At 53.5% G+C, this 25,937-nt stretch carries 29 protein-coding genes; 11 read left to right on the forward strand and 18 right to left on the reverse strand.

Going from position 1 to position 25,937, the window contains the following annotated elements; all coding sequences use genetic code 11:
- Positions 1-20 precede the first annotated feature (20 nt).
- The 4 genes from terC to ABLU88_RS14655 are packed head-to-tail and all read right to left on the reverse strand — an operon-like array spanning position 21 to position 3,307.
- Positions 21-1,061, reverse strand: a complete 1,041-nt coding sequence (gene terC, locus ABLU88_RS14640; protein ID WP_014839889.1) for a tellurium resistance membrane protein TerC — start codon at positions 1,059-1,061, stop codon at positions 21-23.
- Positions 1,062-1,084: 23 nt separating this feature from the next.
- A complete protein-coding gene (gene terB / locus ABLU88_RS14645) occupies positions 1,085-1,540 on the reverse strand; it encodes a tellurium resistance membrane protein TerB (RefSeq protein WP_014839888.1) in 456 nt (151 codons plus the stop codon).
- A gap of 22 nt (positions 1,541-1,562) precedes the next feature.
- Entirely contained in the window at positions 1,563-2,726 is a 1,164-nt protein-coding gene (locus ABLU88_RS14650; protein WP_237374854.1) for a TerD family protein, read from the reverse strand.
- Positions 2,723-3,307 carry a TerD family protein gene (locus ABLU88_RS14655; protein ID WP_014839886.1) on the reverse strand — a complete coding sequence of 195 codons (585 nt, stop codon included), beginning with the start codon at positions 3,305-3,307 and terminating at the stop codon, positions 2,723-2,725. Before ABLU88_RS14655 ends, ABLU88_RS14650 begins: the two co-directional genes overlap by 4 nt.
- 311 nt (positions 3,308-3,618) lie before the next feature.
- Here ABLU88_RS14655 and ABLU88_RS14660 point away from each other — a divergent pair, with 311 nt between their 5' ends.
- The 7 genes from ABLU88_RS14660 to ABLU88_RS14690 are packed head-to-tail and all read left to right on the forward strand — an operon-like array spanning position 3,619 to position 10,344.
- Positions 3,619-4,677, forward strand: coding sequence for an ATP-grasp domain-containing protein (locus ABLU88_RS14660; RefSeq protein WP_237374853.1), 1,059 nt, complete (start codon positions 3,619-3,621; stop codon positions 4,675-4,677).
- An 11-nt stretch (positions 4,678-4,688) separates the two neighbouring features.
- Positions 4,689-5,831, forward strand: coding sequence for a phosphoribosyltransferase domain-containing protein (locus ABLU88_RS14665; RefSeq protein ID WP_014839884.1), 1,143 nt, complete (start codon positions 4,689-4,691; stop codon positions 5,829-5,831).
- On the forward strand, positions 5,824-6,597 hold the full coding sequence (locus ABLU88_RS14670) for a hypothetical protein (protein WP_142958039.1): 774 nt from the start codon (positions 5,824-5,826) through the stop codon (positions 6,595-6,597). Before ABLU88_RS14665 ends, ABLU88_RS14670 begins: the two co-directional genes overlap by 8 nt.
- Position 6,598: 1 nt before the next feature.
- On the forward strand, positions 6,599-7,678 hold the full coding sequence (locus ABLU88_RS14675; RefSeq protein ID WP_044347237.1) for a cysteine protease StiP family protein: 1,080 nt from the start codon (positions 6,599-6,601) through the stop codon (positions 7,676-7,678).
- Positions 7,678-8,634: an HpcH/HpaI aldolase/citrate lyase family protein gene (locus ABLU88_RS14680; RefSeq protein WP_237374852.1), complete on the forward strand. Its 957-nt coding sequence runs from the start codon at positions 7,678-7,680 to the stop codon at positions 8,632-8,634. The genes ABLU88_RS14675 and ABLU88_RS14680 overlap by 1 nt, the downstream gene beginning before the upstream one ends.
- A 10-nt stretch (positions 8,635-8,644) precedes the next feature.
- Entirely contained in the window at positions 8,645-9,868 is a 1,224-nt protein-coding gene (locus ABLU88_RS14685; RefSeq protein WP_348836896.1) for a DUF4236 domain-containing protein, read from the forward strand.
- A 2-nt stretch (positions 9,869-9,870) separates the two neighbouring features.
- Positions 9,871-10,344: a ribbon-helix-helix protein, CopG family gene (locus ABLU88_RS14690; RefSeq protein WP_237374851.1), complete on the forward strand. Its 474-nt coding sequence runs from the start codon at positions 9,871-9,873 to the stop codon at positions 10,342-10,344.
- A gap of 191 nt (positions 10,345-10,535) precedes the next feature.
- Here the strand turns inward: ABLU88_RS14690 and ABLU88_RS14695 are convergent, their stop codons facing one another.
- From ABLU88_RS14695 to ABLU88_RS14720, 6 genes are all read right to left on the reverse strand, one after another.
- Positions 10,536-11,105, reverse strand: a complete 570-nt coding sequence (locus tag ABLU88_RS14695; RefSeq protein ID WP_237374850.1) for a LuxR C-terminal-related transcriptional regulator — start codon at positions 11,103-11,105, stop codon at positions 10,536-10,538.
- Positions 11,106-11,183: 78 nt separating this feature from the next.
- Positions 11,184-11,300, reverse strand: a complete 117-nt coding sequence (locus ABLU88_RS14700; RefSeq protein ID WP_348836897.1) for a small membrane protein — start codon at positions 11,298-11,300, stop codon at positions 11,184-11,186.
- Between the two features lie 64 nt (positions 11,301-11,364).
- Positions 11,365-12,075 carry a hypothetical protein gene (locus tag ABLU88_RS14705; RefSeq protein WP_348836899.1) on the reverse strand — a complete coding sequence of 237 codons (711 nt, stop codon included), beginning with the start codon at positions 12,073-12,075 and terminating at the stop codon, positions 11,365-11,367.
- Between the two features lie 289 nt (positions 12,076-12,364).
- Positions 12,365-12,640: a hypothetical protein gene (locus ABLU88_RS14710; protein WP_237374848.1), complete on the reverse strand. Its 276-nt coding sequence runs from the start codon at positions 12,638-12,640 to the stop codon at positions 12,365-12,367.
- A gap of 387 nt (positions 12,641-13,027) precedes the next feature.
- Complete coding sequence (locus tag ABLU88_RS14715; protein WP_207762620.1) at positions 13,028-13,240, reverse strand: hypothetical protein; 213 nt, start codon at positions 13,238-13,240, stop codon at positions 13,028-13,030.
- A gap of 33 nt (positions 13,241-13,273) precedes the next feature.
- Positions 13,274-13,885, reverse strand: a complete 612-nt coding sequence (locus ABLU88_RS14720) for a LysR substrate-binding domain-containing protein (RefSeq protein ID WP_325934933.1) — start codon at positions 13,883-13,885, stop codon at positions 13,274-13,276.
- A gap of 47 nt (positions 13,886-13,932) precedes the next feature.
- Between ABLU88_RS14720 and ABLU88_RS14725 the strand changes: the two genes are divergently transcribed.
- Positions 13,933-14,136, forward strand: a complete 204-nt coding sequence (locus ABLU88_RS14725) for a hypothetical protein (RefSeq protein WP_133116585.1) — start codon at positions 13,933-13,935, stop codon at positions 14,134-14,136.
- On the opposite strand, the gene ABLU88_RS14730 is transcribed toward ABLU88_RS14725, so the two are convergent.
- From ABLU88_RS14730 to ABLU88_RS14750, 5 genes are all read right to left on the reverse strand, one after another.
- Positions 14,088-17,150, reverse strand: coding sequence for an efflux RND transporter permease subunit (locus ABLU88_RS14730; RefSeq protein WP_098141315.1), 3,063 nt, complete (start codon positions 17,148-17,150; stop codon positions 14,088-14,090). The two genes, ABLU88_RS14725 and ABLU88_RS14730, sit on opposite strands and share 49 nt — an antisense overlap.
- Positions 17,147-18,286 carry an efflux RND transporter periplasmic adaptor subunit gene (locus tag ABLU88_RS14735; RefSeq protein ID WP_098141313.1) on the reverse strand — a complete coding sequence of 380 codons (1,140 nt, stop codon included), beginning with the start codon at positions 18,284-18,286 and terminating at the stop codon, positions 17,147-17,149. The genes ABLU88_RS14730 and ABLU88_RS14735 overlap by 4 nt, the downstream gene beginning before the upstream one ends.
- Entirely contained in the window at positions 18,283-18,513 is a 231-nt protein-coding gene (locus ABLU88_RS14740; protein ID WP_098141311.1) for a hypothetical protein, read from the reverse strand. The genes ABLU88_RS14735 and ABLU88_RS14740 overlap by 4 nt, the downstream gene beginning before the upstream one ends.
- A gap of 90 nt (positions 18,514-18,603) precedes the next feature.
- Positions 18,604-19,107: a DUF4405 domain-containing protein gene (locus tag ABLU88_RS14745; protein ID WP_165775039.1), complete on the reverse strand. Its 504-nt coding sequence runs from the start codon at positions 19,105-19,107 to the stop codon at positions 18,604-18,606.
- Complete coding sequence (locus tag ABLU88_RS14750) at positions 19,104-20,084, reverse strand: zinc-binding alcohol dehydrogenase family protein (RefSeq protein ID WP_098141309.1); 981 nt, start codon at positions 20,082-20,084, stop codon at positions 19,104-19,106. Before ABLU88_RS14750 ends, ABLU88_RS14745 begins: the two co-directional genes overlap by 4 nt.
- A 92-nt stretch (positions 20,085-20,176) precedes the next feature.
- Between ABLU88_RS14750 and ABLU88_RS14755 the strand changes: the two genes are divergently transcribed.
- Together ABLU88_RS14755 and ABLU88_RS14760 are read left to right on the forward strand one after the other, a co-directional pair.
- Entirely contained in the window at positions 20,177-20,626 is a 450-nt protein-coding gene (locus ABLU88_RS14755; protein ID WP_325779479.1) for a MarR family transcriptional regulator, read from the forward strand.
- A 93-nt stretch (positions 20,627-20,719) separates the two neighbouring features.
- Positions 20,720-21,880, forward strand: a complete 1,161-nt coding sequence (locus ABLU88_RS14760) for an IS30 family transposase (protein WP_098141307.1) — start codon at positions 20,720-20,722, stop codon at positions 21,878-21,880.
- Positions 21,881-22,019: 139 nt separating this feature from the next.
- On the opposite strand, the gene ABLU88_RS14765 is transcribed toward ABLU88_RS14760, so the two are convergent.
- Both ABLU88_RS14765 and ABLU88_RS14770 read right to left on the reverse strand, forming a co-directional pair.
- Positions 22,020-22,559, reverse strand: coding sequence for a type II toxin-antitoxin system RelB/DinJ family antitoxin (locus ABLU88_RS14765; protein ID WP_237374846.1), 540 nt, complete (start codon positions 22,557-22,559; stop codon positions 22,020-22,022).
- 144 nt (positions 22,560-22,703) lie between these two features.
- Positions 22,704-23,045 (reverse strand): hypothetical protein, encoded by a 342-nt coding sequence (locus tag ABLU88_RS14770; protein ID WP_237374845.1) that lies wholly within the window; start codon positions 23,043-23,045, stop codon positions 22,704-22,706.
- Between the two features lie 907 nt (positions 23,046-23,952).
- Between ABLU88_RS14770 and ABLU88_RS14775 the strand changes: the two genes are divergently transcribed.
- Positions 23,953-24,267, forward strand: coding sequence for a hypothetical protein (locus ABLU88_RS14775; protein WP_017146616.1), 315 nt, complete (start codon positions 23,953-23,955; stop codon positions 24,265-24,267).
- A gap of 242 nt (positions 24,268-24,509) precedes the next feature.
- Here ABLU88_RS14775 and ABLU88_RS14780 read toward each other — a convergent pair whose 3' ends face one another.
- Complete coding sequence (locus ABLU88_RS14780; RefSeq protein ID WP_004210306.1) at positions 24,510-24,992, reverse strand: hypothetical protein; 483 nt, start codon at positions 24,990-24,992, stop codon at positions 24,510-24,512.
- Positions 24,993-25,937 lie beyond the last annotated feature (945 nt).

Genomic DNA, 25,937 nt, shown 5'->3' on the forward strand with positions numbered 1-25,937 from the left:
TATTATTAAACAGCCGGAGATCAGCTTTCTTTATTTTCCGCTTCCGGTTTTTCAGGGAAGATAACGCTGGCAAGAATACCGAGCGCCAGCACGCCTAATACGACATACAGGCTGGTGGTTGCGGACAGGCTGTAGCCATGGTGCCAGATATGGTCGGAGGCATTCAGGCCAAGCTTAAACGCAATAAAGAACAGCAGGACGATAACCGCCTTTTCCAGCTGAGACAGATACTGCTTCAGAGCTTCCAGCACAAAATAGAGGGTACGGAGACCAAGGATAGCAAACATCATTGCGCTGTAGACAATCAGTGGCTCACGGCTGACCGCAATGATTGCCGGAACGGAGTCGAAGGCAAACATGACGTCAGAGAGTTCAACGACCGCGACACACAGCATAAGAGGCGTCGCATACAGGGCGGCTTTTTTTACCCGTCCAATGCTCACATCGTTGTTTTCGGGTTTCGCCAGCTCGGCATCAACTTCTTTCTGGGTTAACAGGAACGCATGTCCGGACAGTTTCGGCCAGATAGGGAAGAACCGTTTGACCAGGCGATAGGCGAGGTGCTGGGAGTAGTCCTCAATTTCATCGCCATCATCACCGCTTTTCAGCATCATGACAGCAGTCCAGGCAACGACCACGGCAAAAACCAGTTCGACATAAGGGCCAAGGCTGAGCAGACCGGTACCAATCGCAACAAAGATCCCCCTGAAGACGATGGCCCCAACGATCCCCCAGTACAGCACACGGTGGCGATAACGGTCTGGCACTGAGAACCACGAGAAGATGGCCATCATGACGAAGAGGTTATCAACGGACAGGACCTTTTCAAGCGCATAACCCGTGACAAACAGGCTGGCAACTTCTGCACCGTGATGGATATAGAGGAAACCGGCAAATGCCATCGCAACGATAACCCAGAAAACGGACCATAAGGCCGCACTCTTAAGGGAAATTGGCTTGTCATGGCGATGCATGAACAGGTCAATAAAGATGGCGCCGACCGACAGCGCGATAAAAACAATCACTGTTTCAGTCGGAAAACCGATGTGTGTGGAAACCATAGCGTACCCTTAGCGGATGTTTATCAGAGGCCGAATTCAGTCGGGTCGAAGCCCAATGAACGGGCAATTTCACGAACGGCGTTTTTCTCATCCTCGTCAAAATTACCGTCGCTTTTTGCAACAGCAATACCGACACGGACTGCCAGCTGAGCCGCTTCAGGCTGGTCTTTCAGCGCGAGGATGTATTTCATCGTCTCGCCTTTACCAATTTCGAGATCAAAGTCGAAGCTGGTCACCAGTTTGTTGAAGAATTCGATAACCTCAGTCGTTTCAAAAACTTTCAGTTCTTCTGATGCCCGCAGAAAGCCAATCATTTTCTGCTTTTCTTCAGCGCTGACGCCGTCACTGGAAACCGCGATACGTGCGCATACCGCGACTGTACCCTGCATAAATTTCTTGTTTTTGTAACGGCCAACCTGGCGGGTCAGCTCATCACGGCCTGAGGTCAGTGCCCCTTTAACTTTGTCGAAAAAACTCATTTTCCGTTCCTCATCAATTTGGTTATTTAGAACCTTTAGACCAGCGAAACCCCCAGCCAAAGGCCTTGTCCATCTCCTCCTGGCCTCTGAAGAACTGGTTAATCCGTTCTACGCGAATTGACCCGTTGTCATTCACCAGACGGGCAATTGCGCACAGAGTACGTTTGTTATCTCCCTCGGTCAGACGGGTTTCAATGGGGGGCTGGTCCGGTATATGGAGCGTCACCACACCGTCAGTTTTATCCCAACTGGGTACGCCCTGGTAGATGAAGGCATAAATCAGAACCTGATTGATTTGCTTCCACTCCCGGCCGTTAATATGCAGCCATTCGCCATCCATGGCCTCCCCGGTACGATCATCGCCCTGAAGCTGAACATAGGGCTCGTTATGATAGTTGCCAAAGGCATTGCCGAGTGCCTGGATCACGGACTTGTGACCATCCTGAAGTTTGACGAACGCGCCCAAATCAAGGTCAATCGCTTTGCTTGAGCCAAACATCCCTCCCAGTAAGCCACCGGAGCCGGAGCCACGATGCCAGTTAAGGTTGATGCGGATCTCGCCAAAGTTGTCCTTCTTGGCAAGGCTGATAGCCGGTTTCTCTTTGGTCAACGAGACCTTGCTTAGGCTCACCTTATTTGGTGCAGGAGCCGGAGGCGGTGCGACTGGCGGCGGAGAGGCTAGTGCGGCATCATCAGAGACGTTCACACCAAAGTGTTCAGCCAGTGGTTTGAGACCACCATTAAACCCCTGGGCAATAAACCGGAATTTCCATTCAGCATTTCGCCGATAGAATTCGCCGAGGATAAGTGCGGCCTCCTGCCGTCCAGTCAGTTCAACCTGCCCGCAGATCAGTTGAGAAGCACCACTTTCAACCAGGATAGAAAGATTATTCAGGGTCGAGACGGTATGGCTGCCGTCACAGGTCACCGTAAAAGCGACTTTCTGTACCTCAGATTTGAGGCGGCTCAGGTCAACGATAAAAGAGCTGTTATTTCCCTCAGGATGATAACTGACAGTGCTGTCGTCGTTACGAGGCTGTCCGTAGAAGACCATATCCGCGTCTCCCTGCACTTTTCCGGCAGCAAACAGACGGAACGCGGAGGCATCAACGGGGCCACCTGAAAGGATCCGCACGCGGAGTTCCTGAGCGGGAACGGGGGCATTTCCCCCTGGCGTCAGGTTCATGCGCTGACCACTGTGTTAATGATGTCAGGGTACATATCATCGATCGTGCGTCCACTGCTGGCTTTCCCGTGGGCGGTAAAGTCCCAGTTGCCGTTATTACGGCGGAGTGAGGCAATAATAATGCCAGTATGCGCTCCCTGCTCGGTCAGTTTGTATCGGGCCAGTTCTTTGTTGGTCTGATCAACAACACGGCAGAAAGCGTTATCAACATCATTAAAAGACTGCCCACGGAAACTGTTAACGGTGAAAGCCAGATATTCAACCTTTGCAGGCAATTGGCCGAGATAGACATTGATGACCTCATCGTCACCGTCTCCCTCACCCGTCAGGTTATCGCCGGTATGTACCACGGAGCCACAGGTCGATTTCAGTTTACGAAACCATATTGTGTCAATTTTATTACCGGCACTGTCCAACAGAACGCAACCCGCGTCCAGATCGATAGAGTCATTGCCGCCAAAAATGTTGCCAAATAATCCTTTTTTCTTTACCGGATCCCATCCCAGACCGAACTTAAGTTGGCTGAGTGCGGATGATTGTTTGCTGAGTGATACCGTCTGGTTTTTACTTAAAGAAACCATATTCATTCCTTAAAAGGTATTGACTGAGACATTGTGAAATTAGTAGTAAAGCAGGCACCATCAAAATCATATCATGACAAAGTTCACCTGCAAGACAAAAACGGGTAGGTTTTCATAATTTACTTTTAATTACATTCCGGACTAACGAATTAAATTAGCGTAACCAATTGATAGCATTCAAAAATATATAGTTGTTCTCAAAATCATAAACAGCCAGAGTTTATCATATTATGATTGACATGGTTCGGAGGTATTCTTAGACTCATGTATCAGTAAAACTTTTTTCTCTCTTCAGGCAAAAATAATAAAAGATGAAAAACAAAATTTGGTTTATGGAAGGTTTGTCCTCCCAGCGAGACATTATTCTCGGTGTGAAATCTTTTGCAGATAAACACAATAAAGATATTCTGGTTTTATCTTCTCACCGGAATGAACGAAATGAAATTCTCTCTGTTTCAGATCTCTCATTAATCGAACCTAAAAATGAAGATGACCGTCTTTCTTTCATTCACTCCGTCACGATGAACCATGGCATTAATGCGATTCATACCGGGCGAAACTGTAAATGGTTTGAAAGTCAGCGAGATGCCATTCAATCCCCGTCCGTGAGTCTGACAACAGGCGCGACCGGAACTGAATGGTTCGAGCTCGCTGACGAAAAAGTTACTTTCTCGGAGTACATGACAAAAAATGGACTCCCGGTTGTGCCGTCTGTGCGGGTCAACTCTCCCGATGAACTGAGTCATTTGCTCAGCCACTCCCCGTATCCTTCTGATCGTCTCTGTATTAAGCCCGTAACCGGTATTTATGGCATGGGATTCTGGCGTTTTGATGACAATGTTTCCCCTGTTGCATTTCTGAATAATCCCGACAGCCGTGTTATCCGCCCGTCACAGTATCTGTCTGCACATGCCGAAATGGAGACCTTTACACCTCAGGTGCTGATGCCTTATTTATCCGGGCCAGAATATTCCGTGGATATGGTGGTCAGTCAAGGGACGGTCCTGGCCGCTATCGGGCGGCGTAAGGAAGGCGTGCTTCAGTATCTGGAGAATGAAGGGGAAGCGATTGAACTTGCCATCGACTGCGCCCGCTTAATGAACGCAGACGGCCTGGTTAATGTTCAGACCCGCCATAATGCCGAAGGCAAACCACTGTTGCTGGAAATTAACATGCGACCATCAGGTGGTATCGGTTATACGCAGCACAGTGGCGTGAATCTGCCGGGTCTGTATGCCTTCCATACACTGGGGTTGATGGATGAGGATCAGGTCAGGCAGTCAGCGAAAACTGATTTTTCGCCTGCAGTCGTCCGCTCTGTCACCGACGTCATTCGCTACCCGGCATTATTGACCAACAGAATCGATTAATGGAGATAAATATGTCAGTAATGGATGGATGTTCCGTTTATCAAAAGACATTATCTTGTGGGCGGATTGAGGTAAGCAGCGAGGTGACCGATTATCCTCTTACTGATCTCTTTGATATCGCCGAACGGCGGAATCCTAAACGCGCATTTCTGTTTGTCAGTAAAGTGCTGGGTCGCCATATTCCTGTCTCGCCTCAGGTCATGCGCAATGTTTACACACAGCTGGCGGAGCAGTTCCTTGGAACACTGGACGGGCCTGTGGTCTTTATCGGGATGGCCGAGACGGCTGTCGGCCTTGGGGCGGGAGTGTTTGATGAGGTGCGTAAGCATCACCCTGATTGTGTCTATCTGACATCAACCCGCCATCCGGTCGATGGCGAACTGCTGTGCGAGTTTAAAGAAGAGCACAGCCATGCCACTGACCACCTGATCTACTGTCCCTCCACACCGGATATGCGGCGCACAGTGGCAGAAGCTCAGACGCTGGTGCTGGTGGATGATGAAGCCACGACGGGGAAAACGTTTCTCAATCTTCTGGCCTCATTACGTGCATCGGGTGCACTCCGGAAGGTACGACGGGTTATTGCTGTCACGCTGACTGACTGGAGCGGAGAGGCCCTCAGTCAGAACAGCCCCCTGCCCGTTCACGCTGTATCGCTCATCTCAGGCAACTGGCGCTGGACACCCGAACCGGATGCCCCGCTGCCCGTCATGCCCCCGGTTAATGTGACCTCCAGGGGGAACGTCCCGATCACCGGCAAACAATCCTGGGGGCGACTCGGGATGCAGATACCGGCCAGTGACCTGGGCCTTAAGGTTAAGGTTTCGCACGGGGAAAACATTCTGGTGCTGGGCACCGGCGAATTCGTCTGGGAACCGTTCCTGCTGGCTGAACGTCTGGGATCGGCGGGCGCTCAGGTCCTTTACAGTTCCACCACCCGATCACCGATTTCAACCGGCTTTGCAATCCAGTCCGCCATTGCTTTCAGCGATAATTACGGCCTGGGTATCCCGAATTTTGTCTATAACGTCGCCCACCAGCGGTTTGACCGCATCCTGCTTTGCACAGAAACTCCGGCGTCGAGCGTGGACCCCCGCCTGCTTGAGGCGCTTTCCGCCGTCGCTCCTGCCGTAGAGGTGATTACCTATGAATAAGCCCGTCGTATTCAGCGATCTCGATGACACCCTGTTCCAGACCCGCCGAAAAATGGTGGATGAACTTGCCCTTGAACCCTTCCGGACCGGCGCACTGGATCGCAGTCTCACACCTCGCAGCTTTATGACCGAAGAGCAGGCCATGCTGGTGGACTGGTTGCTGGAGCATGCGGATCTCATTCCGGTGACGGCCAGAGGAACGGAAGAAATCAGCCGGGTGCAGATCCCCTTCCGTTCCTGGGCCGTAACCACTCATGGTGCGGTGATCCTTCGTCCTGATGGTACGCCAGACAGCGACTGGAAAGCCCATATGCTGGAGAGCCTGTCCTCCTACGCCGACCGCTTAACGTCAATGCAACATATCATCACCGAACTCATGGAAGCACGGGGCATCAATGCCTGGGCACGGCTCAACTACGAATATGATGGTACGCCGGTGTATCTGGTCATGAAGCACTGCGACAGCACGAAGCTTGATGAACTGAATGCTATCGGGGATGAGATCGAGCGCGTCTTTTCGACCGAAGGGTTTTACATCCACCGCAACAGCAACAACATTGCCTGGTTACCCTGCCCGGTAGAAAAAGGACTGGCCGTTTCCTGGTTGCTGGAGAAGCTCCGCCAGGAGCGCGGGGTTTTCCCGGTGATAGGGCTGGGTGACAGCCTGAGTGACCATCGGTTCATGAAACTGTGCAGCTGGTTTGGTCTCCCACGCCAGAGCCAGTTTGCTGAGGCTATTTCACAGCATATTTTTGGAGAGCAATAACATGTCTCACATCACTTCGTTTTCTGGTTCGTATCAACCGGACGATGTTCAGTTTTTGCTGAAACCCATTGCTATGGAGATGACGCCGGTTGACCTGAAGGAAGAACTGATTCAGTCAGGGAAAATGCATTACTCCGACATGCTGAGTCAGGAGCCTGAGCCAACCCGCTGGCATCTGGATCTTTTCACCCGTGCGCTGGACGCGGGGGCAGCACGGCTGGCGCGGGAGGTCTCTCAGCTTAGCCGTGAACTGGCCTTACGCGCCGGTGATGACCCCGTGGTTCTGGTCAGTCTGGTCAGAGCCGGTGTCCCTCTTGGTGTGATGCTCCATCAGGCGCTACGGGCAATGGGAAAACGGTCTTACCATTACGGTATCAGCATTATCCGCGATCGGGGTATTGACGCTGCGGCGCTCGACTACATCGAATCACGTCATGGCACAAAGGGCATTGTGTTTGTCGACGGCTGGACGGGAAAAGGAGCCATTACCGGCGAATTGTCACGCACGCTGAAGGACCGCCCCGGCTACCCGGTACAACCTCGTCTGGTTGTGCTGGCAGATCCCTGCGGATGTGCCTGGCTTGCCGCCAGTGACGATGACTGGTTGATCCCATTCGGTATCATGGGTGCTCCTGTATCAGGTCTGATTTCGCGCTCTGTCTGGACTGAAGAAGGCCTGCATGGCTGCGTGGTCTGCGATCACCTTCAGTCTTTTGAATGTAGCCAGATGCTAGTGAATACGGTAGCGCATTTCCGCGAACAACTTGACGGTCGAGACCTTCCCGCTTCAGGTTGGGACGCCGGGCACAATGCCGCACGCTGGCAGCTGAGCCGGGACGTCATCGGAGGGTTGGCCGAACGTTATGAGGTGGACAGCATTAACCGGATTAAACCGGGCATTGCTGAAGCGACACGGGCAGTTCTGCGCCGTGTGCCCGATCATGTGTTTGTCCGGCAGATGGATGACCCGGATGTCGCTCTTCTGGTCGGTCTGGCAAAAGAGAAAGGTATCGCGGTGACGGAAGCCGGGGACGCTCTCGGCCAGTATCGTGCAGTTACCATCATCAAAAAGGTACGCTGATGAAAAAACAATTCACTCCCTGGGATCTCGGTGCAACGCTGTATATGCCAGCAACCCGTATGGATCTTGCCGAAGTTGTGCTGGAAGGGAAAATACCCGGTCTGCGGTCTCTGGTGGTCTGTCTGGAAGATGCGGTCAGTGAGCATGATGTTCCCTTTGCTCTTCAGAATCTCTCACTGTTTTTGCAAAGGCTGAATGACGCGAAATTCCAACATGGAGACGACGAGTGGCCGCTGGTTTTTATTCGCCCCCGTCATCCGGACATGGGGCGATGGCTGACTGAAAACATGGAGCTGAGTGCAGTTGATGGGTTTGTGCTACCGAAATTCACCCGTTCCACGTTGCCGGTATGGTGGGACATCATGGCCGGTACCCGGTTGAGCATGATGCCGACGCTTGAAACAGAAGAGGTCTATGACGTTCTGAAAATGCAGGCGCTGGCTTCTGAACTGTCGGACCATGACTGCCGGGAACGTATTATTGCGCTGCGCATCGGGGGGAACGACCTGATGAACGTGGTCTCTCTGCGACGGCCACGGGATCTGACTCTCTACGACACGCCAATGGGCTATGTCATTAAAATGCTGGTTTCGGTTTTTGCACCCCGTGATTTTGCGCTGACGGCCCCGGTATGCGAACACATTGATGACCATGGCGTCATGGAGCGCGAGCTGGCGATGGATATCGCTCACGGGCTGGTGGGAAAAACGGCGATTCACCCGGATCAGATCAGTGTGATTGAGGGGGCGCTGAAAGTCTCTCCTGGGGAACATTCTGACGCACTGCGAATTCTGAACTCCACGCAGGCGGTCTTTAAATCACAGGGAGCGATGTGCGAACCGGCGACACACCGGCGGTGGGCGCATGGGATCCTGGCCCGGGGCCAGGTATACGGACTGACGACAGGACAGAAAACGGACGGGATGAAGCTGATCCCGTTCTCTCAGCAGCAATAAGGGGCAGAGCATGGGATTCAGATTCAGGAAGTCGATAAGCATTATTCCCGGCGTCAGGATAAACCTGAGCAATGGAGCCCCCAGCCTGAGTGTTGGACCCCGGGGGGCGTCACTGTCTTTTGGGAAGCGCGGGACCTATGCCAATCTGGGGTTGCCGGGCACTGGACTGAGTTATCGGACCCGAATTGACCGGACAGTACGGGAGCGTCAGAACAGCAGAGCTCAGGCTAATCCGGGACTGAGGGAAGAGCTGGAGCATGAAGTGGAAAGGCTGATGTCCGCTATAACGGCCATTTCCAATATTCATGAGCTTTCCCCTTCACCCGTGGACGGGAACACATGGGCATCGCTCGAATCACATTATCTTGAGCTCCACCAGAGGACGTTCACCCTGCCCGCGCCCGTTCGTCCTGCCAAACCTGAATACAGCCCTTTCCCATCCGCACCAGATGAACGTTGCGGTCGTGGTTTTCTGGGGGGATGGTTCGAAACCGATGCGGCTCGCACCGAACGACAGAATGAGAACCAGCGACAGTGGCAACAGGAAGTGGCGGACGTTGAACGCGAAAACACACTGCTTAAACAACGGTATGAGAAACAACGTGTCGCCTGGGCTGAGCAGTATGCAAACTGGCAGTTTGAAGCTCAGGAACATGAAAAAAACTCTTCTCTCACTGCTGGCGTTGCACGCGAGCAGTTCCGATCGGATGCCCGTTTCTTTGAAGACTGCCTGGCAGAGGTGCTCTCACAAACAGAATGGCCGCGAGAAACACTTGTGACTTTTGAAGTCAGACCTGACGATTCAATGGTCTGGCTTGATATTGATTTACCTGAGATTGAGGATATGCCTGATAAAGTATATGCCGTCAATGCAAAGGGAACCGATATCACTGAAAAAACGATGACACAGAAAGCGGTCCGGGAGAGTTATGCAAGACACGTCCACGGTTGCCTGATGCGATTAGCTGCCATCGTATTTCAGACGCTTCCGTTTGAACACGCCGTGCTTTCCGGCTTTACTCAGCGGATCAGCAAACAAACGGGTTACCTTGAAGATGAGTACATTCTTTCCTGCAGGATAGACCGCCATCATATGGAAAAAATAAACTACACGAACCTTAAAGATGTGGACCCTATCACGGTGCTGAGTGTTCAGGCGTTGGTCCGAAAAATGAGCGCAACTTTCCTGTTTCAGGCTATTGACCCTATTATGATAACTGCAGGCACCAGCTGACTATGCAACTAAATACCCGACAGGAACGAATTTATACTCTGGCGAGCTTACTGGGTACGGGAAAACCCGTTTCTGCGGCAAAAATCATCAGCATTCTTGACTGTTCTGAACCTACCCTCAGTCGTGCGCTGAAGGAGCTTCGGGAGTCCTATGCAGCTGAAATAAAATACAGTAAAGCCGGTCATTCCTATCAGTTAGTTAGTCCCGGGCAGCTCGATAAAAAAACTTTGCGCCGTATGAATGAAGCACTCACTCAAAACGCTGAACAGAAAGCGCAGGATATTTCGACGAAAGTGGTGCTGGATAAAGAACTGAAGACGACAGTTTCTTTATCCATCCGACGCCGGATACTCCGGAAAATAGACAAACTGGCCGAACTTACCGGTACGTCACGAAGTGAGGCGGTAGAGACTCTCGCTGAAATGAAGGTCGAGGACTTTATTAAGGCAATTCAGTTGAAAAATAAACCGGAATAAAATCATTCCCTGCAGAGAATTAATCTGGGGTTACCTGCAGAATGGGCCCCTATTTCACAACCGGTTGAATCATCCTCCCAGGGGGCACAGTCAGAAAATCTTTGTGCCTTCTTTAGATCGCTACGTAACGTACGAGTGACTTATTTACCTGTCAAGAGGGGCCGAACAGCCCAAACGTTACCTTCATCAAATTACGGTCTTTTCTGTTTCTGGAGCGTGGAGCCACTCCCGTAAATAATATTCCTCTGAAGATAGATATCAGCGACGGATTTACCACCCAGTTTTTTCAGCACTCGATTAATATGGTCCTGAGATGACCGTTTGGTGATTAACAGTTCAGACGCAATGTCTACATCGGAACGGCCACGCAGAACGAGACGGGCGACAGTGAATTCCTGATTAGTTAACCGGACAGTATTTACTGCTGGTGGACCTGCAGAGTTATTGATTGTTTTCAGAACAGTAGCGATGAATACATTCATTTCGGTTGTGATATCGATAAACTGTGAGACATTCTTACGGTCACATCCTATTGAACTCCGCATCAGATAGCAGACACGTGCACCATAGTGATAAAGCTTACTCAGTGAGTGGAAATTTTCCTCACGGAGTGGGCATTCAATGAAAAATACATGCTCCTTACGGACCATATGGCTACGGAGATCGTCCGCTGAAAGTTGGCATACGGTGATCTCATATTTTCTGAGTAGCAACTCAATTCCTGCATACAGAAACTGGTTGTCCGTAATGACGTAAATCAACCTCTTTGTCACTCCATGTATGGTATCCGCCCCGTCTGTGAATGATGCACTGTGACCGGAGCTAATACGGTCATGATTTCAGCGTTTAAAGCTGCCTTTAGTCCTACGTTGGTCTTTAAGGTAGGACACCAATGAATACACAGCGATGCAAAGCAGAACGATAGCGGCGAGCAGTGCAATCAGGTTGGTCATCATGTATCTCCGTATATATGGGATCAGTGACTAAACTAGCTTATTGCCAAGAAAATTCCTATCACCATTAATTCATTTCATATCTCCCCATGATTATGGTAGGGCGATGCATACACATTCGATCATAGCTGTCACTGCTCCGGAACAGTGACAGATACTCAGAGAATACAGACTGGTCAGCAACAGACTTCACTTGCACAAATGCCCGCTCGCCGGTGGTGGGCAGTTCAAGCTCAATGTCGACCGTCTTCTGTGTCCTCCCAAGGCTCCCGGTTCTTCTCCATCCGCTGGCGGAAAAAATCAGATCTACCAGCAACTCAAAGTCCTGCCAGGTAAGTAAACTACAAAGCCTGCTAATAGCCTTCAGGTACTGATCTTCAGCAATATCCGCGTCTATGATTTCCGGCGATTGCTCATCGTTAATTTTCCGCAGAGCGTAATCGGCCAAACGCACATCGCAGATGGTGCCCCGGTAATTCTGTGTAGCGAGTAAAGCACCGCTCAGGACGCTGTGGGAGAGAGGGTTTCCGGCCAGACTATGGCTGTGCCATCCGTTCACAGTGGGGCGGATCTTGCTGCCATCATCCAGTTCTGTGACCCCCCCGGAAGGCTGGCACCAATACAATAATCCCTGGCTGAAAGTTATGAACAGTATATTGGGGGTGGCTGTGTAAAATGTCTTTATCTGCCTGACATCACTGGTGGCAGTGGACTGGTTATATTTCCTCTCTTCTAACCAGACTTTATTGACTTCTTCCCACTTTCCCTCAAGGCACATCTGATGGGGTGTTTTGTCGTAACCAAACCTAATAATGCCAGATGTCAGGCACTCACGTTCCCATTCGCCTCCCTCTCCCAGCTTGATATATTTAACTGCAGTTGCCCGAATCTATTCCAAAATACAATCACTCCGTTAAACGAATCTCCAGACTGAATATTGTCTTTGTAGGGGTCGGTTTGGAGATCGGAAATTATTGTTAAGCGCATTATTTAACCACCTTGCCAGCTTGGACGTACAGGAGGTTCTGTCCAGCGCCCATAAAAAAGCCGCTTTCGCGGCGTGTGTCTTATTTTTTCGCGACCAGATGAACACCTTCCGCTTTATCGGCGGCCAGCTGAATAAGCGCATCATACTCTTCAATCACATCATCATGACCATGTACGGACCACTCACAGCTCTGACATTTAATCCCAAACCGCGCCTCTCCGGAGTCGCAGCTCACTACTACAACCTTTGACAGACTCCCACTGGGTTTCACGTTGTACTGAAGCTCGGCGTTCATATCAAACCAGACGGTAATCTCTGCACCGCATTCCGGGCAGCAATATTTTTTCTTAGCCATTCCTGCGTTCCTTTCTTTTAGTCTCAATACCTATAGCTTTTAAATTATCGCCTTAGTGGTATGGCATTTAGGTTATCCGATTGGACAAAATCAACGGAAAACGGCGTATAGCAATAGGGGGTACACACGCGCTGTGCGGATCAGTGGGAGCGAAGCTGCGATTTGACGACAATCAAGGCGCATTTTTTGCCGATCCGACCACAGAAGGGGGCCGCTTGGAAAACGGAAAATATCCTACGTTAAGCCTGTTTTTTAAGCAGGAATGACAGGCAGCAATGAGCGAGGAGCGGACGTTTCTCTGCCATTCATTTCAATAATCAATTCTCTAACCCAGCGATGCCCAGCGTGGCTGTGGCTGCGGTCGTGCCAGATCAGACAACTATCAAATTATTCGGCAAGCCAGGGTAATTCTGTGACGATGAGTGGTCCCGAGTGTGCTTGCAATAAACGCCGGAGAATAAGCGCAACAAGGTCACTTTTCTTAACGATTTCAGGAATAAATAAAAATGAAGCTGCCGACATCACCACGTTACGTTTATGCCCGAATGCTTTAAGTGCGTCGTCAATCGGCGTAGTAAAACTGCCTTTAACAGCTTGCACGCCACAAAGCGGCTACTCGCAACAACCGTTCCGTCACATCCTCACATGATCAATAAAAGTTCTCAGCCTCGGCGGCATATGTTTTCCGCCAGAGAAATAGAGATCAAAGCCAGGGAACGTCGGCAACCACTCATCTAATAACGTCACCAGCTCACCCCGCGCGATAAAAGGCACATAGGTCTCTTCCATACCAAAACTGATCCCGCCCCCGGCGCATACGGTGCGGATCATCACCCCCATATCGTTGGTGGTCAGTTGGGGATTAACGTCCACGTCAAATTCGCGGCCCTGCTCGGCAAACTCCCAGCGATACGGCGACACACCAGGGGATTTTCGCCAGCCGATACAGCGATGCTTAAGCAGCTCCTGTGGATGCTGCGGAATGCCGTATTGCGCAAGATAGGCCGGCGATGCGACGGCGATCTGCCGCTGCATAGCGGACACCGGCACCGCTATCATATCCCGGGCGATGACCTCCCCCAGCTGCACGCCCGCGTCGAACCCCTGCTCCACAATGTCGAACGCCTCATCGGTGATGGTAATGTCCAGTTCGACATGAGGATACGCCGCGATAAAGGATGCCAGCATCCTGCCGTCGATGATGCGTTCGGCAATGGACGAAATAGCCAGCCGCAACCCTGGCATTACCTGTACTGCACCCATTTAGTTGGACTCTCTTACTGGAGAGTCCCATGTCAAAACGTAAATATCCTTTCGAAATGCGCCTGGCAGTGGTTATGCACTATTTCACTACTGACGAAGGTTACCGTTTCTACATCGGTCTCTTTCATCCTGCTCATTTATTACTTTTTGAAGTTGCAATTGAAAGCAACGGCGAAGCTCCAATTCAAGTTCCTCCCCATCGAGCCATCCAGCGTCTTGGCATCAAACGCTGAGCGAGGTCATCCACCACTTCGTAAAGCACAGGGATCACCAGTAGGCTCAAGAATGTTGAAGTGATGAGGCCGCCGATCACGACGATAGCCATCGGCGCGCGAAAGCTCGGATCTGCGCCGAAGCCCAAGGCAATGGGCAGCATCCCGGCACCCATTGCCAGAGTGGTCATTACGATGGGACGTGCGCGCTTGTGGCAGGCGTCGAGCAGCGCATCGAGCCTGGACATGCCGTGATCGCGCTGCGCCACGATGGCGTACTCCACCAGCAAGATGGAGTTCTTGGTGGCGATGCCCATCAGCATGATCATTCCGATCATGGCGGGCATACTGAGGTTAGTGCCGGTCGCGAAGAGCGCCAGGATGGCGCCAGGGATCGACAACAGCAGTGCCCCGAGAATCGTCACCGGCTGCATCCAGGCGTGGAACAGCAGCACCAGCACGATGTAGATGCAGGCCACGCCTGTTCCCATCGCCAACAGGAAACTTTTGCCCAGTTCGTTGGAGGTTTCCGCTTCACCGATGTCGTTTTTGAACAGACCAGGCGGCAGGTGAGACAAACTGGGCAGCGCGGCGGCCCGCAGCTGCACATCGCCCAAGGCCTGCCCGTTGAGTTCGATCTCGAAGTTCACGTTGCGCAGCCGGTCGAGACGATTGATCTGCGCGGGTCCACTGACGATCTCCACCTCCGCCACCTCACGCAGCGGCACCGGACCCTGCGCGCCCGGCACCGTGAGCTGACGCAACAGTTCGAGGTCCCGCGTCGCCTCGTCGGGCAGCCGTACCACGATCGGCACCTGGCGCTGGCTTAGGTTCAGCTTCGGCAGGAACTGGTCATAGTCGCCCAGGGTGGCCACACGCACCGTCTCTGCGATGGCGTCGGTGCTCACGCCCAGATCCGCCGCGCGCGCCGTGTCCGGGCGCACGATCAACTCGGGCCTCTGCAGGCTTGAATTGCTGGTCACTTGGTTGATCCCCGCTAGGCCGCGCAGTTCCTGCTCCACCGTGGCCGCATGCTGCGCCAGCAGATCAGTGTCCTCACCGGAAAGCACCAGCGTGTAGGCTTCATTCGCGGCCACCTTGATGCGTGCACCGGCAACGTCCTGCAGGCGGGTGCGCAGCTCGCGCTCAATGTGTTGCTGGCTCAGACCTGTGCGCTGCTTGCGTGGCGTCAGGTTCAGCGTGAAGTTCGCCGTGCGGGCCTCGGCCGCGTTGCGCACTGGACTGTCTCCGGTGCTGCCGCCGCCAATGGCGGCGTAGATCATCGTCACATGCGGATGTGCGGCCACGGCGGCACGTACTTCGTCGGCGATGGCGCGCGTTTGCTCGAATGTACTGCCGGGCGGCAGTTCGACGCTGATACGGGTTCGGCTCAGGTCGTCCGGCGGCATGAAGTCGCCCTTGATCGCACCCGTGAGCAGTGGCGTGCAACTGGCGATGCCGAATACCGTCATGATCGCTAAGGCCGCGCCCTTGTGCGTGAAGGCCCAGCGCGCGGCCTTCAGATAGGCCGCCATCCAGAATGGCTCGGCATGGGGCCGGGTCGGCTTCGTGAGCAGGTAGGCCGCCATCATGGGCGTGAGCAGCCGGGCCACGACGAGCGAGAAGAACACGGCGATGGATGCCGTCCAGCCAAACTGCACAAAGAACTTGCCGGCCAGGCCCTTCATGAAGGCGGTGGGCAGGAAGACGGCGATCAACGTGAACGTGGTGGCGATCACCGCCAGCCCGATCTCGTCGGCCGCCTCGCGGGCGGCCACCAGCGGTTCCTTGCCCTGCGCCAGATGGCGCATGATATTTTCGATCTCCACGATGGCGTCATCCACCAGAATGCCGACCACCAGTGACAGGGACAGCAAGGTGATGACGTTCAGCGTGAACCCCATCCACTGCATGACCAGGAAGGTAGGGATGATTGATAGCGGCAGTGCCACGGCGCTGACGAACGTCGCACGGAAGTCGCGCAGGAAGAGCCCCACCACCAGCACTGCGAGCACGGCGCCTTCGATGAGCAGCCACATGCTACCTTCGAAGTTCTCTGCCACGGGATCGACGGCGTTGAATGCCTCGGTGAGTTCGATGTCCGGTTGTTCCGTCTTCAATGCGGCGAGCGCCTGACGCACGCCGTCGGCAACATCGATGACACCGGCGCCCGTGGTACGGAGTATCTCGAATCCGACCACCGGTTTGCCGTTCAGGAAGGCCCCACTGCGGCGCTCGGCCATCGCATCGCTCACGGTGGCCACCTGATCCAAGCGCACGACTTGCCCATTGGGTAAGGGAATTTCGATGGCGGCCAGCGCTGCAGCCGAGGACACTGTGCCGATCGTGCGTACGGTCTGCTCACCGCTGCCCAGCTTGACGCGCCCGCCCGGAGCTTCGCGCTGCACTTGGACAAGCCTTCGCGAGACATCGGCCGCACTCAAACGCAGCGCCAGCAGCCGGTCCGGGTCCAGTTCCACGCGCACTTCACGGCTCACACCACCCACGCGGGTGACGGCTCCGACGCCGGGCACGGCGAGCAGACGCCGGGTGATATGGTCATCCACGAACCACGACAGTGCTTCATCGTCCATGCGCGTCGATGCCACCGTGTAGGTCAGGATCGGATCGTTCTGGAACTCGATCTTGCTGATGATGGGATCGCGCAGAGCTGCCGGCAGATCGGCCCGCACGCGAGCCACGGCGGCCCGGGTGTCGTCCAGGGCTTCCTGTGGCGGCTTCTCCAGACGGAACTCGGCCGAGACCGTGGCTACGCCGTCCTGTACCGTCGTGTGCAGGTGGCGCAGTCCCTTCATGGTGGCCATCGCGTTCTCCAACTTGCGCGCGACCTCGGTTTCCATCTGGGCTGGCGCGGTACCTGGTAGGCTGGCCACGACAGTTACCATCGGCAGGTCAACGTCCGGGAAGTTCTGAACCTTGGCGCTGCTGAAGGCGATCAACCCTGCTGCCGTGAGCATAATGAACAGCAGGATGGCTGGCACGGGTTTGCGGATCGACCAGGAGGAGAAGTTCATAGTCGGCTCCTTCCGTGCGGGGAGGGCTGGGGAGATCGATTCGGGGTGGTGCTGACGACACGCACCGTCAAGCCATCCGCTAGGAAGCCGACTCCGGACTCGACGACCGCCGTATCGGCGGCAAGTCCTTCGCGGATCTCTATCCGGTCACCGCGCCGCGCGCCCAGCGCCACCTTCTGCTGACGCACCTTGTCGCCCTCGATGCGGAAGACATAGCTGAATCCGTCGCGCAGCAGGACGGCGGTTTCCGGCAGCGTCAGCACCGTGTGCTGGTCCAGCAGAAACTCGCCCCGTGCGAAAAGGCCAGCGCGCACCCGAGGGACAGACTTGAGATCCACGTACACGAGGCCGGTGCGGCTTTGCGGATCGACCTGTGGCGAGATTTTTCGCACACGGCCTTCAACAGACTGTGTGCCACCGAATGCTATGCGCACGGTCTGCCCTGGCGCTATCCGTGCGAGTTCGGGTCCCGGCAATTCGGCGCGCCACTCAAGCCGGCCCTGGCGCTGCAGGCGCATGATTTCTGCCCCTTCTTGGACGAGCGCACCTTCAACCGCAAGCCGGACGCTGATCACGCCATCGTCCGGCGCCCGCACCTGGGTGTAGGCCAGTCGCAGCGTGTCGGCCTGCACGCGCGCACGGGCTGCGGCCAGTCGTGCCTGCGCCGCATCGCCGGCTGCCAGCGCTTGGTCGATGACCTGCTCCGACAAGAAATTGGTGCCTTGCAGTGCTCGGGCGCGATCAGATGCCCGGCGCGCCTCTGCGGCATTGACCTCGGCCTCTTGAAGCGCCGCGCGGCTGACGTTCAGATCGGCTTCGAGCGTGCCAGGATTTAGCTGTGCCAGAAGCTGCCCTTGCTCCACTCGGTCACCGACGTCGGCCAGCAGTCGCGACAGGCGCTGCCCACTGATCTCGGCGCCGATCACGACTTCCTGCCAGGCGGCGATACTGCCGACAGCGCTCAATGTCTGTGGCCACTGCTGTGAGGTGGCTACGGTGCTCTTGACCGTCAGTGCCGGTGATGAATTAGAGGCAGCGGTGGTTTGAGCAGCGCTGCGCTTGGTAACGAGCAGCACTGCGCAGGCAATGCAAAGGGCGACAGTCGCGGCGAAGAGAAAAACGAGAGGATGCTTCATGGTTGAATAGCCCGTTGTTTGATGAGTCTTGGGCCGGCGTTCCAGCCACAGCCAAGAATGTAGTACAGTCGGAATCGGGCCTGTGCCTGATCCGTCTGCGCAAACAGGCGGACGAGGTAGTTGAGCGTGTAGCCCCGCTTTTGTGCCAGGTCCGCCACGATGTTGAGGAACGGAACAGCGCCAGCCGGCGTTGTCGTCAGGTTCTTGGTCAGCAATGGTATGTTCATGTGCTTGCTTCCAGGTTGAGGGTAAGACACCACACGCCAAGCGCGGCGATGAACTACAGAGATTGTTGCTACGCGCTTGGCGTGCGGTATTCACTCGCGAATGATAACGATACCCAATATGTGGAACTCATCTATGTCGTGTGTTGCTGCCAGTTCCTTGATGTTCTGGTCAGGGGTCGCCGTGATGCCGTGTGTCTTGAGCTTTGCCAGAAGAGCAGCTCGGTCCTTTCGTGTGACGTCGGCCAATGCAGACAGCGGAGCGTCGATGAGTGCGTTGTAGATTGGCCACTTCAATTGCGGTACCGTGATGCGCCCGAAAGAGAACGTCGATACGACAAGAACGAGAGCAAAAATAGCAACATTGGCTCGCCCCCAATTGGATTGGAAGTGCTTCGTGAACGGACGGAAGTTAACAGCAATGTGGCCGCCTGCGCCGACAAGGAATAACCACGAGAACCATTCATGCGCGAAGCTGAGGTATCCTGGAACTATGTCGAAGAACATCAGGACGCCTGTGACACTCATCAGAATGAAGGACCCGATGACCAATGGCGTAGACCAGGTGCGTAAGCCGAGGGGTTTGACTGTTTTCATCTCAGCTTCCTGTCGAACTGATCGTTGGCTGTCTGTAATGGCGTGAAGACGATTCGCCCGCCGGTATGGTAAGTCTCGCACCATGCCTGCTCAACATCTCGAAGCGGCATAGCTGTCATGTCGATGTGGAACGTGCCGCGTGCGATTTCTTTCGCCAGCGTAGGCAGTTCCATGAGGATCTCGCGCCCCGACACTGAGCCTTGTCCGCTGCCCACGATCTGGAGATTCGCAGAGCGCAAGAACGCGCCCGAAATTGCAGCGACTTCACCTGCCATCGAGCCGACGTGTATCCAGGTTAGCGGGAGGCTGCGATCTGCCCGCTGCTTGAGCATGGCGTCCATGACTCGCACTGCGGTCTCGCCCCAGAGGAAATCGAGCACGACATCCAACTCGCGCGTGAGGGCGCCCAACCGGGCATCGCCCAGCGTCACGATTTCGGTAGCCCCGAGCGCGGGAAGTTTCGCGAGCTTCTGCTCGTCGCGACCTGCTGCGATGACCTGCGAAGCGCCCATGTGTCGGGCGATCTGCACGGCCATGGTTCCCGAACTGCCGGTGGCGCCGAGGACCAGTACCTTCCGCCCGCGCTGATAGGGCAGACGGAAACGCAGCGCGAGCCAGGACGCCATCGCGGGATTCATTGCGGCAGCGACTGTGACGGGGTCGCAGCCGCTCGGCAGCTCGATGCTATGGTCGAGTTCGATCACCGTCCTCTCGGCCATCGTACCGATCTGCCCGGGGCTCTGCGCGAAGTAGCGTAGCTTGCCGTCGGCGCCGCGCCCGACACCATCGGCACCTGGAACGAGCGGCAGAGTGCCAGCGCTGGAGTAGTGCGCGCCAGAAGCTCGCCCACGGGTGAGATGGTGCAGGCCAGCGGCGAGTACTTCGACAAGCATTTCTCCAGACCCTTTGGGTTCTGGCTCAGGGAAATCGCCATAGTGCGGCGGTTGATCGAAAGAGGTGATGACGGCTGCTTTCAAGAGGCTCTCCTAGGGTGGGCATGCAACCCACATAGTTCGTATTGCGATCTATTGTTGATACGTAATGCGAACTATGTCAAGATGGAGCCAAGATGAAGAAGAAAAAATCCATGAAACAACCAACCCCACCTGGCGAAGGACTGGCCGATGCGCTCGTGCCGACCGCCTTTGTCACGATGGCCATACTCAACAAGATCGGCGCCGAGAACGACCTGTCCCTCACGCTGATCCGCGTCCTGGGCATCCTGTGGGACCGGCGCCCACGGATGACCGAGCTTGCCGACTACCTGGGGTTGGAGAAGCAGACGATGTCAGGGCTCGTTGCCCGGGCGGAAAAAAAGGGACTCGTGGCGCGCGCGCCCAACGCGGAGGATGGCCGGGCGACGGATGTTTTTCTGACGAGCGAGGGGGCCAAGCTCGTCAAACGCCTGCATGCACAGACACAGCAGGCATTGGCACCGCTCATCGAGCAACTCAGTGCAGCAGATCAGCAATCCCTTCAGGCGTTGCTTCGGCGCATGCTCGAAACCCGAAAAAGATGAGGATCATGCGCGACTCCTGCACCAACGACGGCTCGATGCTGTGAGTTCAACGGGTCGATGCAACGCTATCCTTAATCGAAGGGGGACGTTGCCATGAAACGAAGAACTCGCATCTACTACACACCAGAACAAAAGGCGATTATCTGGGACAGATATAAGCAAGGTGATTCCCTGCATGATATCGCCAGCATGTTCGACAGATTTCACTCTTCTATTATGCCTACAATCCACCAGACAGGTGGCTACCATCCTCCCGTGCGAAAGCGGCACCGGTTAGCGCTTTCACTTGATGAAGGAGAGGAGATATCCAGAGGATTGGTAGCAAAACGCAGCATCAGGGACATCGCTGTTAAATTATCAAGAGCCCCTTCAACGATTAGCCGCGAGATAAGGAGGCACGGCGGTGCAAAACAATATCGTGCAGCAAAAGCCGATACTGCTGCGTGGGAAAATGCTCTGAGACCAAAACCTTGCAAGCTAATTGAAAGCCCCACATTGTGCAAAATCATTGCAGAGAAGATGCATCAGGACTGGTCGCCGGAACAGATTGCCGGTTGGCTGAAACGCTGTTATCCGGATAGTCAGGAAATGCATGTGTCACACGAAACGATATATAAAACGCTTTTTATACAAACCCGGGGTGCATTAAAAAAAGAACTGCAGCAATGCCTCAGAAGCGGAAGAGTCGTGCGTAGATCCAGAACATCATCGCTTAAAGGGAAAGGATTAGGATCAATCCCGGATACGATCTCTATCAGCGAAAGGCCACCTGAAGCAGCTGACAGAGCCATACCCGGTCACTGGGAAGGTGACCTGATCCAGGGCTCTAAAAACTCCTATATCATCACCCTCGTAGAACGTCATTCCCGTTTTGTTATGCTGGCCAAAGTTAGGGACAACAAGACCATAACGGTTATATCAGCACTCATCAGACAAGCCCGAGAATTACCTGCTGAGCTTTATAAAACATTAACATGGGACCGGGGTGCTGAAATGACCAGCCATACCCGGTTTACCGTAGCCACAGATATTCAGGTTTACTTCTGCGATCCTCAATCTCCCTGGCAACGCGGCTCAAATGAAAATACAAACAGATTACTCAGACAGTATTTTCCAAAAGGAACTGACTTATCAGTTCACAGCCAGCAAAGACTAAACAGTGTTGCCAGGCAGCTCAACGAGAGGCCAAGAAAAACGCTAGACTATGAATCACCCGCAGAGCGTTTTAACCAATGTGTTGCATCCACCTGTTGAACTCACAGCACAAAGCGGACCGTCATACCTGCTTTAGTCACTGGCTTAGCGTAGGATATTTTCCGTTTTCCAAGCGGCCCCCACAGAACTTCACAACACCAAAAAGCTCCTTTTGGGGGCCGTCGCATCGTCAACGCATTCATTTGAGAAAGTCAAAATCCTCCCGGCGCTGAACTTCCATACCATGATTTTTCTGAATCGCCAGAATTGTCTGGTCGGCGGCGTGTAATTTATCCTGCAATTCCTGGCCTCCCGCTTCCCCGTTATAAAAAGCTGGAGGAGTAGAGAGAATGGCCTCCATAACGTCCATCAATGACGCGACCTCCTCACCGCTCAGGGTGCCGCAGTCATATATCAGATCGTTATGCAGCTTTGAAATATGTCCTGCCATCGTCATTGAGTACGCCATTCCATTTTTCGTTCTGGGTGTTGACGATGTTTCAGTAAGCACACGCCAGTATTCAAACACAGACCGGGCAGTGGTGATTAACCTCCGAGTGTATTCCTCTGAGCTAAAAAGCCGGGAGCTGACCGTAAAGGGGAGTTTTCCGTTTTCAGCAATATACTGATAGAGCAAAGTAATGGCCTGCGTGGGGTTGGTTCCCAGCAGTTTCATTGTTTCATCCGTGCGTTGTTTGAGTTCTTCATCAATGCGAACGCTGATCTGTGACAGTGCCATACACACTTCCCGTGTAGTGAGTTTGCTATACAACATATCACAGTGATATTTGTGTAGCAACTATGCTACACGCTTAGTCCCTATCCTTGGCATTTCAGCACAATCGGAAAAAGAGAAGCGTGGGAATAAGCCGGGTATTCACATTCAGAGAGACGGGATCTCTGAGAATTTATCCATGGTGCGTTTTTTATCGATACGAGTCTGTAGCCACGCCTGAAAATCCGGGCGTGTTTCCGCCTTCCTGACGGCTTCAACAGAGAATACCTTATATTTGCCCTGCTGCAGGGGCACGCCAAGCCAGCGGCGTATGGCGGCGTCTGTCCACAGACGGGAGTTCTTAAGCCTGTAGACCGTGATCCATTTTTCAGACCATGCATCAAATTTCTGGCAACGCAGCTGATAGCGTCGCTCTTCTTCCCGTCTTTTCCAGTCGCTATCTACAGCAAACTTTCGGTGACCAACAAAAATCCCCTGGACTTTGCCCATGTCCTATATCCCCCGATATGCAGTCATTATCCAGGGTAACAGTTAAGAGCCGTAACGACCAGCAGCTCCGGGCAGAATAGTCCAGTGGGTACCGGCACCTGACCCCGGAGAGGTGTCTACTGTATGCGACAAGGTGGGCAAACACGGAGATGGCCATCTCCATAATTTCTGAATGCCGGCACGACCATCAGGCGATAAAATAGCAAACGTAAGACAACATACCCCAAGGTCTTTGGACCTTTACCGTGCCCGACCCGGCCCCCGCCGCGCGGACGAAAAAAAGAGAAAAAATAAAAAAAAAGAAAAAAAGAATATGCCGAAAATGTGCACAGTCGAGACCCACGCAGAGCGTGGCACTCCGGAGCAAAGGCTTTGCAGGGCTATAAGGCATGTTGTCTTACGTTTTGAGTGTGATGGTTACGAGCTCACCAGCTTTCATGAATTGTCCCGCCGGGTGGACTGCTATAAAGTGCATACCAGCACTGCAGCCCCTGCCGGTGATGATGAATAATTCCGTCCGGCGAGTATTGAGCAAGACCTTCACTACGTATTAAAACCTGGAACTCTGGGATGACGATGCCTGAGGTGATTTACCACCGGGAGTAAAAATTCGTTTATGGCGCCAGCAGCTGGTACCTGGCAGAGTTAAGTTCTTATCGCAAAGGATGATAAAAATGAGCCATGGCAAATGTGAGCCGACAAACACGAATGCCGCCGATTACAAGCTGTACGCGCGATTCGATGCTGGTGAAACGCTTGAAAGCGTTTTAGCCTCTCCACCGACCACGAAGCACAATAAAGTAACTTCTGAAGGAAACATCAGGACAGAACACAGAATGTGGATGGCGTGGAGAAAGAAGCATCCCAGACCACTCTGATTATCAGTGACGATTAATAAGGATAAAACATGCGAACGACAAGTATCACCCTGTGTCTGGTTTTGGCGAGTTTTGGTGTATCCGCTAAAATCCTTGCAGAGCCAGACCTTACTAACCAGGCAAATAAAACGTGTGCTAAACGAGATGTACTGGAACTGAAAGTCCCTTTAGAAGCCAATAATCCGTCCTCCCCCACATGGGGTTTGGACAAGGGCATGGTGCAGGCCACAATTGACGCACTGAAAGAAAATCCAGACATCGCCCCGGCTGACTCTGTAGCCTGCCAACAGGCTGCAATAAAACAGTATCGGGCTGGGCAAAAACACTACAGTAAGCTCAAGTAGCTGCCGTGATGCCCACCAGCTGAAACCTGTGTGTGGTATAAAAACCCCGTAGCGCTGGTGCAAAACAGACCAGCGCATTCCAGTTCTCAATCCCGTTCTGTGCTGTAGGCCCCTGTCGCATTCAGACCTGAATTACCGTGCAAGGAAACATGTCAGTAAGCCATCGGGATACAAAAACTGGTGGTATAGCCACTTTAGCTTAAAGCTAATGTATGCGTACATTAGCATAAAATTTATGTTATTTACCCTTCTCCCTTCCTGGATGCCTTAACCTGGGTCTGATAGTTGCGCTTTACCCGCTCAATTTCCGCCAGAGTTGCCGCCCAGTGCAGCCCTGCGGCGTGACGATATCTGGTTGCCATTTTTTCAACGGCCTCCGGAGTGCTGTCATCGCTGCGGTGCTGCCGTCCCTTCACCCCGAAAATTTCCACTATAAGCCACTGGCTACCGGTTCTGCCGAACAAGGCCTGACACAGCCGCCTCACGGCAAGCGGGGTCAGATCCGGGTCGGGATCATACGCGATGGTGGCAAAAATAAAACGCAGCATCTCAGAGGTTTTGTAGCGTTTTACCGCTGCCGCCAGCCGGGCAGCTCTTTGCGGCGCTTCCCAGCGGTCGTCGCTGTAACCTGCCACTTCAGAGAGATAGTCCTTCTCGAGTTGTTTAGCCGTGTAGCAACGTCCCCCCAGAAACATCCGCATAGCTTCTTTCGTTTCAGCTCTCACGAATCTTGTCCTCAGCCAAAGCTAATGTACGCATACATTAGCATTAAGTATCAGGTTAAACAAAAATCAGGAAACCGATCTGATTCAGTGCAGGTGGCTGTCTCTTTTGAATTATAGCTTTTGCGTTCTGGTATACAGGTTGCCCCTCCCCCCTCTTTTCCCGCTGGTCTACTGTAGTCGACACAAAAGACAGGAACCTCGGTATGTCCTGATAATATTGTTTGAGTTTTAATCACGAAGCAGAGGGTATCGCATATAGTAGACACAACGAAGCCAGAATAACGCTCGATGCAAAATTTAGATCGTTGTCGCCTACAGTAGACATTCCTGGTTTCGACGCTGGTGCTTCCAATACTGACCAGTCCCGGGCCATGGCATAGCATCCAATAGACATAGTGATTTCCTCCACCAGCTTTCCTTAAAAAGCTTACATTTACGGATAACCTCACCACAGCCGCACATACCAGCCAATGGCCAGTATGATAGTTGTAGCATGCAGTAGACCTTTACCCTCGAGGCTTCCCTGGTTGTCGCACACAGTAGACACATTATGTCGGCCACCAGTTCGACCGGTATTATCCGGCCCCTGAACAAAAACTCGAATACAGTAGACCTTCGCCAAATATGTTGGGGTCGCACACAGTAGACATTAAACGTGGGTTTACAGCATATCTGGCGCTTCCCGGCTACCAGGCAGAGCGTCGGATACAGTAGACCGTTACCATCTCTGCCAGGTCTCACTGGTTGTCGCATACAGTAGACAGTAAATTCTTTCCACCACGGATAACCGGCACTGATCCGCGATTTAATCGGGCATAAAATACAGTAACCCATTGCCTGACAGCACCTAACCGGTGCGTTAGTTGTCGCATACAATAGACACCCGTTGTTCCTGCCCGGCAGAACCGGCGATGCCCGGCCATTTAACCGGGCATCGAATACAAT

This window comes from Klebsiella sp. GW_Kp182, assembly GCF_040062275.1.
In the GTDB taxonomy this organism is placed as follows: domain Bacteria; phylum Pseudomonadota; class Gammaproteobacteria; order Enterobacterales; family Enterobacteriaceae; genus Klebsiella; species Klebsiella michiganensis.

Bases quoted from the DNA above. Each gene is read 5' to 3' on its own strand.
- ABLU88_RS14660 (WP_237374853.1), top strand. From the start codon at position 3,619: ATGAAAAACAAAATTTGGTTTATGGAAGGTTTGTCCTCCCAGCGAGAC.
- ABLU88_RS14690 (WP_237374851.1), top strand. From the start codon at position 9,871: ATGCAACTAAATACCCGACAGGAACGAATTTATACTCTGGCGAGCTTA.
- ABLU88_RS14755 (WP_325779479.1), top strand. From the start codon at position 20,177: ATGAAGAAGAAAAAATCCATGAAACAACCAACCCCACCTGGCGAAGGA.
- ABLU88_RS14775 (WP_017146616.1), top strand. From the start codon at position 23,953: ATGCGAACGACAAGTATCACCCTGTGTCTGGTTTTGGCGAGTTTTGGT.
- ABLU88_RS14760 (WP_098141307.1), top strand. From the start codon at position 20,720: ATGAAACGAAGAACTCGCATCTACTACACACCAGAACAAAAGGCGATT.
- ABLU88_RS14705 (WP_348836899.1), bottom strand. From the start codon at position 12,075: ATGTGCCTTGAGGGAAAGTGGGAAGAAGTCAATAAAGTCTGGTTAGAA.
- ABLU88_RS14710 (WP_237374848.1), bottom strand. From the start codon at position 12,640: ATGGCTAAGAAAAAATATTGCTGCCCGGAATGCGGTGCAGAGATTACC.
- terB (WP_014839888.1), bottom strand. From the start codon at position 1,540: ATGAGTTTTTTCGACAAAGTTAAAGGGGCACTGACCTCAGGCCGTGAT.
- ABLU88_RS14745 (WP_165775039.1), bottom strand. From the start codon at position 19,107: ATGAAAACAGTCAAACCCCTCGGCTTACGCACCTGGTCTACGCCATTG.
- ABLU88_RS14650 (WP_237374854.1), bottom strand. From the start codon at position 2,726: ATGAACCTGACGCCAGGGGGAAATGCCCCCGTTCCCGCTCAGGAACTC.
- ABLU88_RS14680 (WP_237374852.1), top strand. From the start codon at position 7,678: ATGAAAAAACAATTCACTCCCTGGGATCTCGGTGCAACGCTGTATATG.
- ABLU88_RS14670 (WP_142958039.1), top strand. From the start codon at position 5,824: ATGAATAAGCCCGTCGTATTCAGCGATCTCGATGACACCCTGTTCCAG.
- ABLU88_RS14665 (WP_014839884.1), top strand. From the start codon at position 4,689: ATGTCAGTAATGGATGGATGTTCCGTTTATCAAAAGACATTATCTTGT.
- ABLU88_RS14655 (WP_014839886.1), bottom strand. From the start codon at position 3,307: ATGGTTTCTTTAAGTAAAAACCAGACGGTATCACTCAGCAAACAATCA.
- ABLU88_RS14740 (WP_098141311.1), bottom strand. From the start codon at position 18,513: ATGAACATACCATTGCTGACCAAGAACCTGACGACAACGCCGGCTGGC.
- ABLU88_RS14770 (WP_237374845.1), bottom strand. From the start codon at position 23,045: ATGGGCAAAGTCCAGGGGATTTTTGTTGGTCACCGAAAGTTTGCTGTA.
- terC (WP_014839889.1), bottom strand. From the start codon at position 1,061: ATGGTTTCCACACACATCGGTTTTCCGACTGAAACAGTGATTGTTTTT.
- ABLU88_RS14720 (WP_325934933.1), bottom strand. From the start codon at position 13,885: ATGCCAGGGTTGCGGCTGGCTATTTCGTCCATTGCCGAACGCATCATC.
- ABLU88_RS14730 (WP_098141315.1), bottom strand. From the start codon at position 17,150: ATGAACTTCTCCTCCTGGTCGATCCGCAAACCCGTGCCAGCCATCCTG.
- ABLU88_RS14675 (WP_044347237.1), top strand. From the start codon at position 6,599: ATGTCTCACATCACTTCGTTTTCTGGTTCGTATCAACCGGACGATGTT.
- ABLU88_RS14725 (WP_133116585.1), top strand. From the start codon at position 13,933: ATGTCAAAACGTAAATATCCTTTCGAAATGCGCCTGGCAGTGGTTATG.
- ABLU88_RS14765 (WP_237374846.1), bottom strand. From the start codon at position 22,559: ATGGCACTGTCACAGATCAGCGTTCGCATTGATGAAGAACTCAAACAA.
- ABLU88_RS14700 (WP_348836897.1), bottom strand. From the start codon at position 11,300: ATGATGACCAACCTGATTGCACTGCTCGCCGCTATCGTTCTGCTTTGC.
- ABLU88_RS14735 (WP_098141313.1), bottom strand. From the start codon at position 18,286: ATGAAGCATCCTCTCGTTTTTCTCTTCGCCGCGACTGTCGCCCTTTGC.
- ABLU88_RS14685 (WP_348836896.1), top strand. From the start codon at position 8,645: ATGGGATTCAGATTCAGGAAGTCGATAAGCATTATTCCCGGCGTCAGG.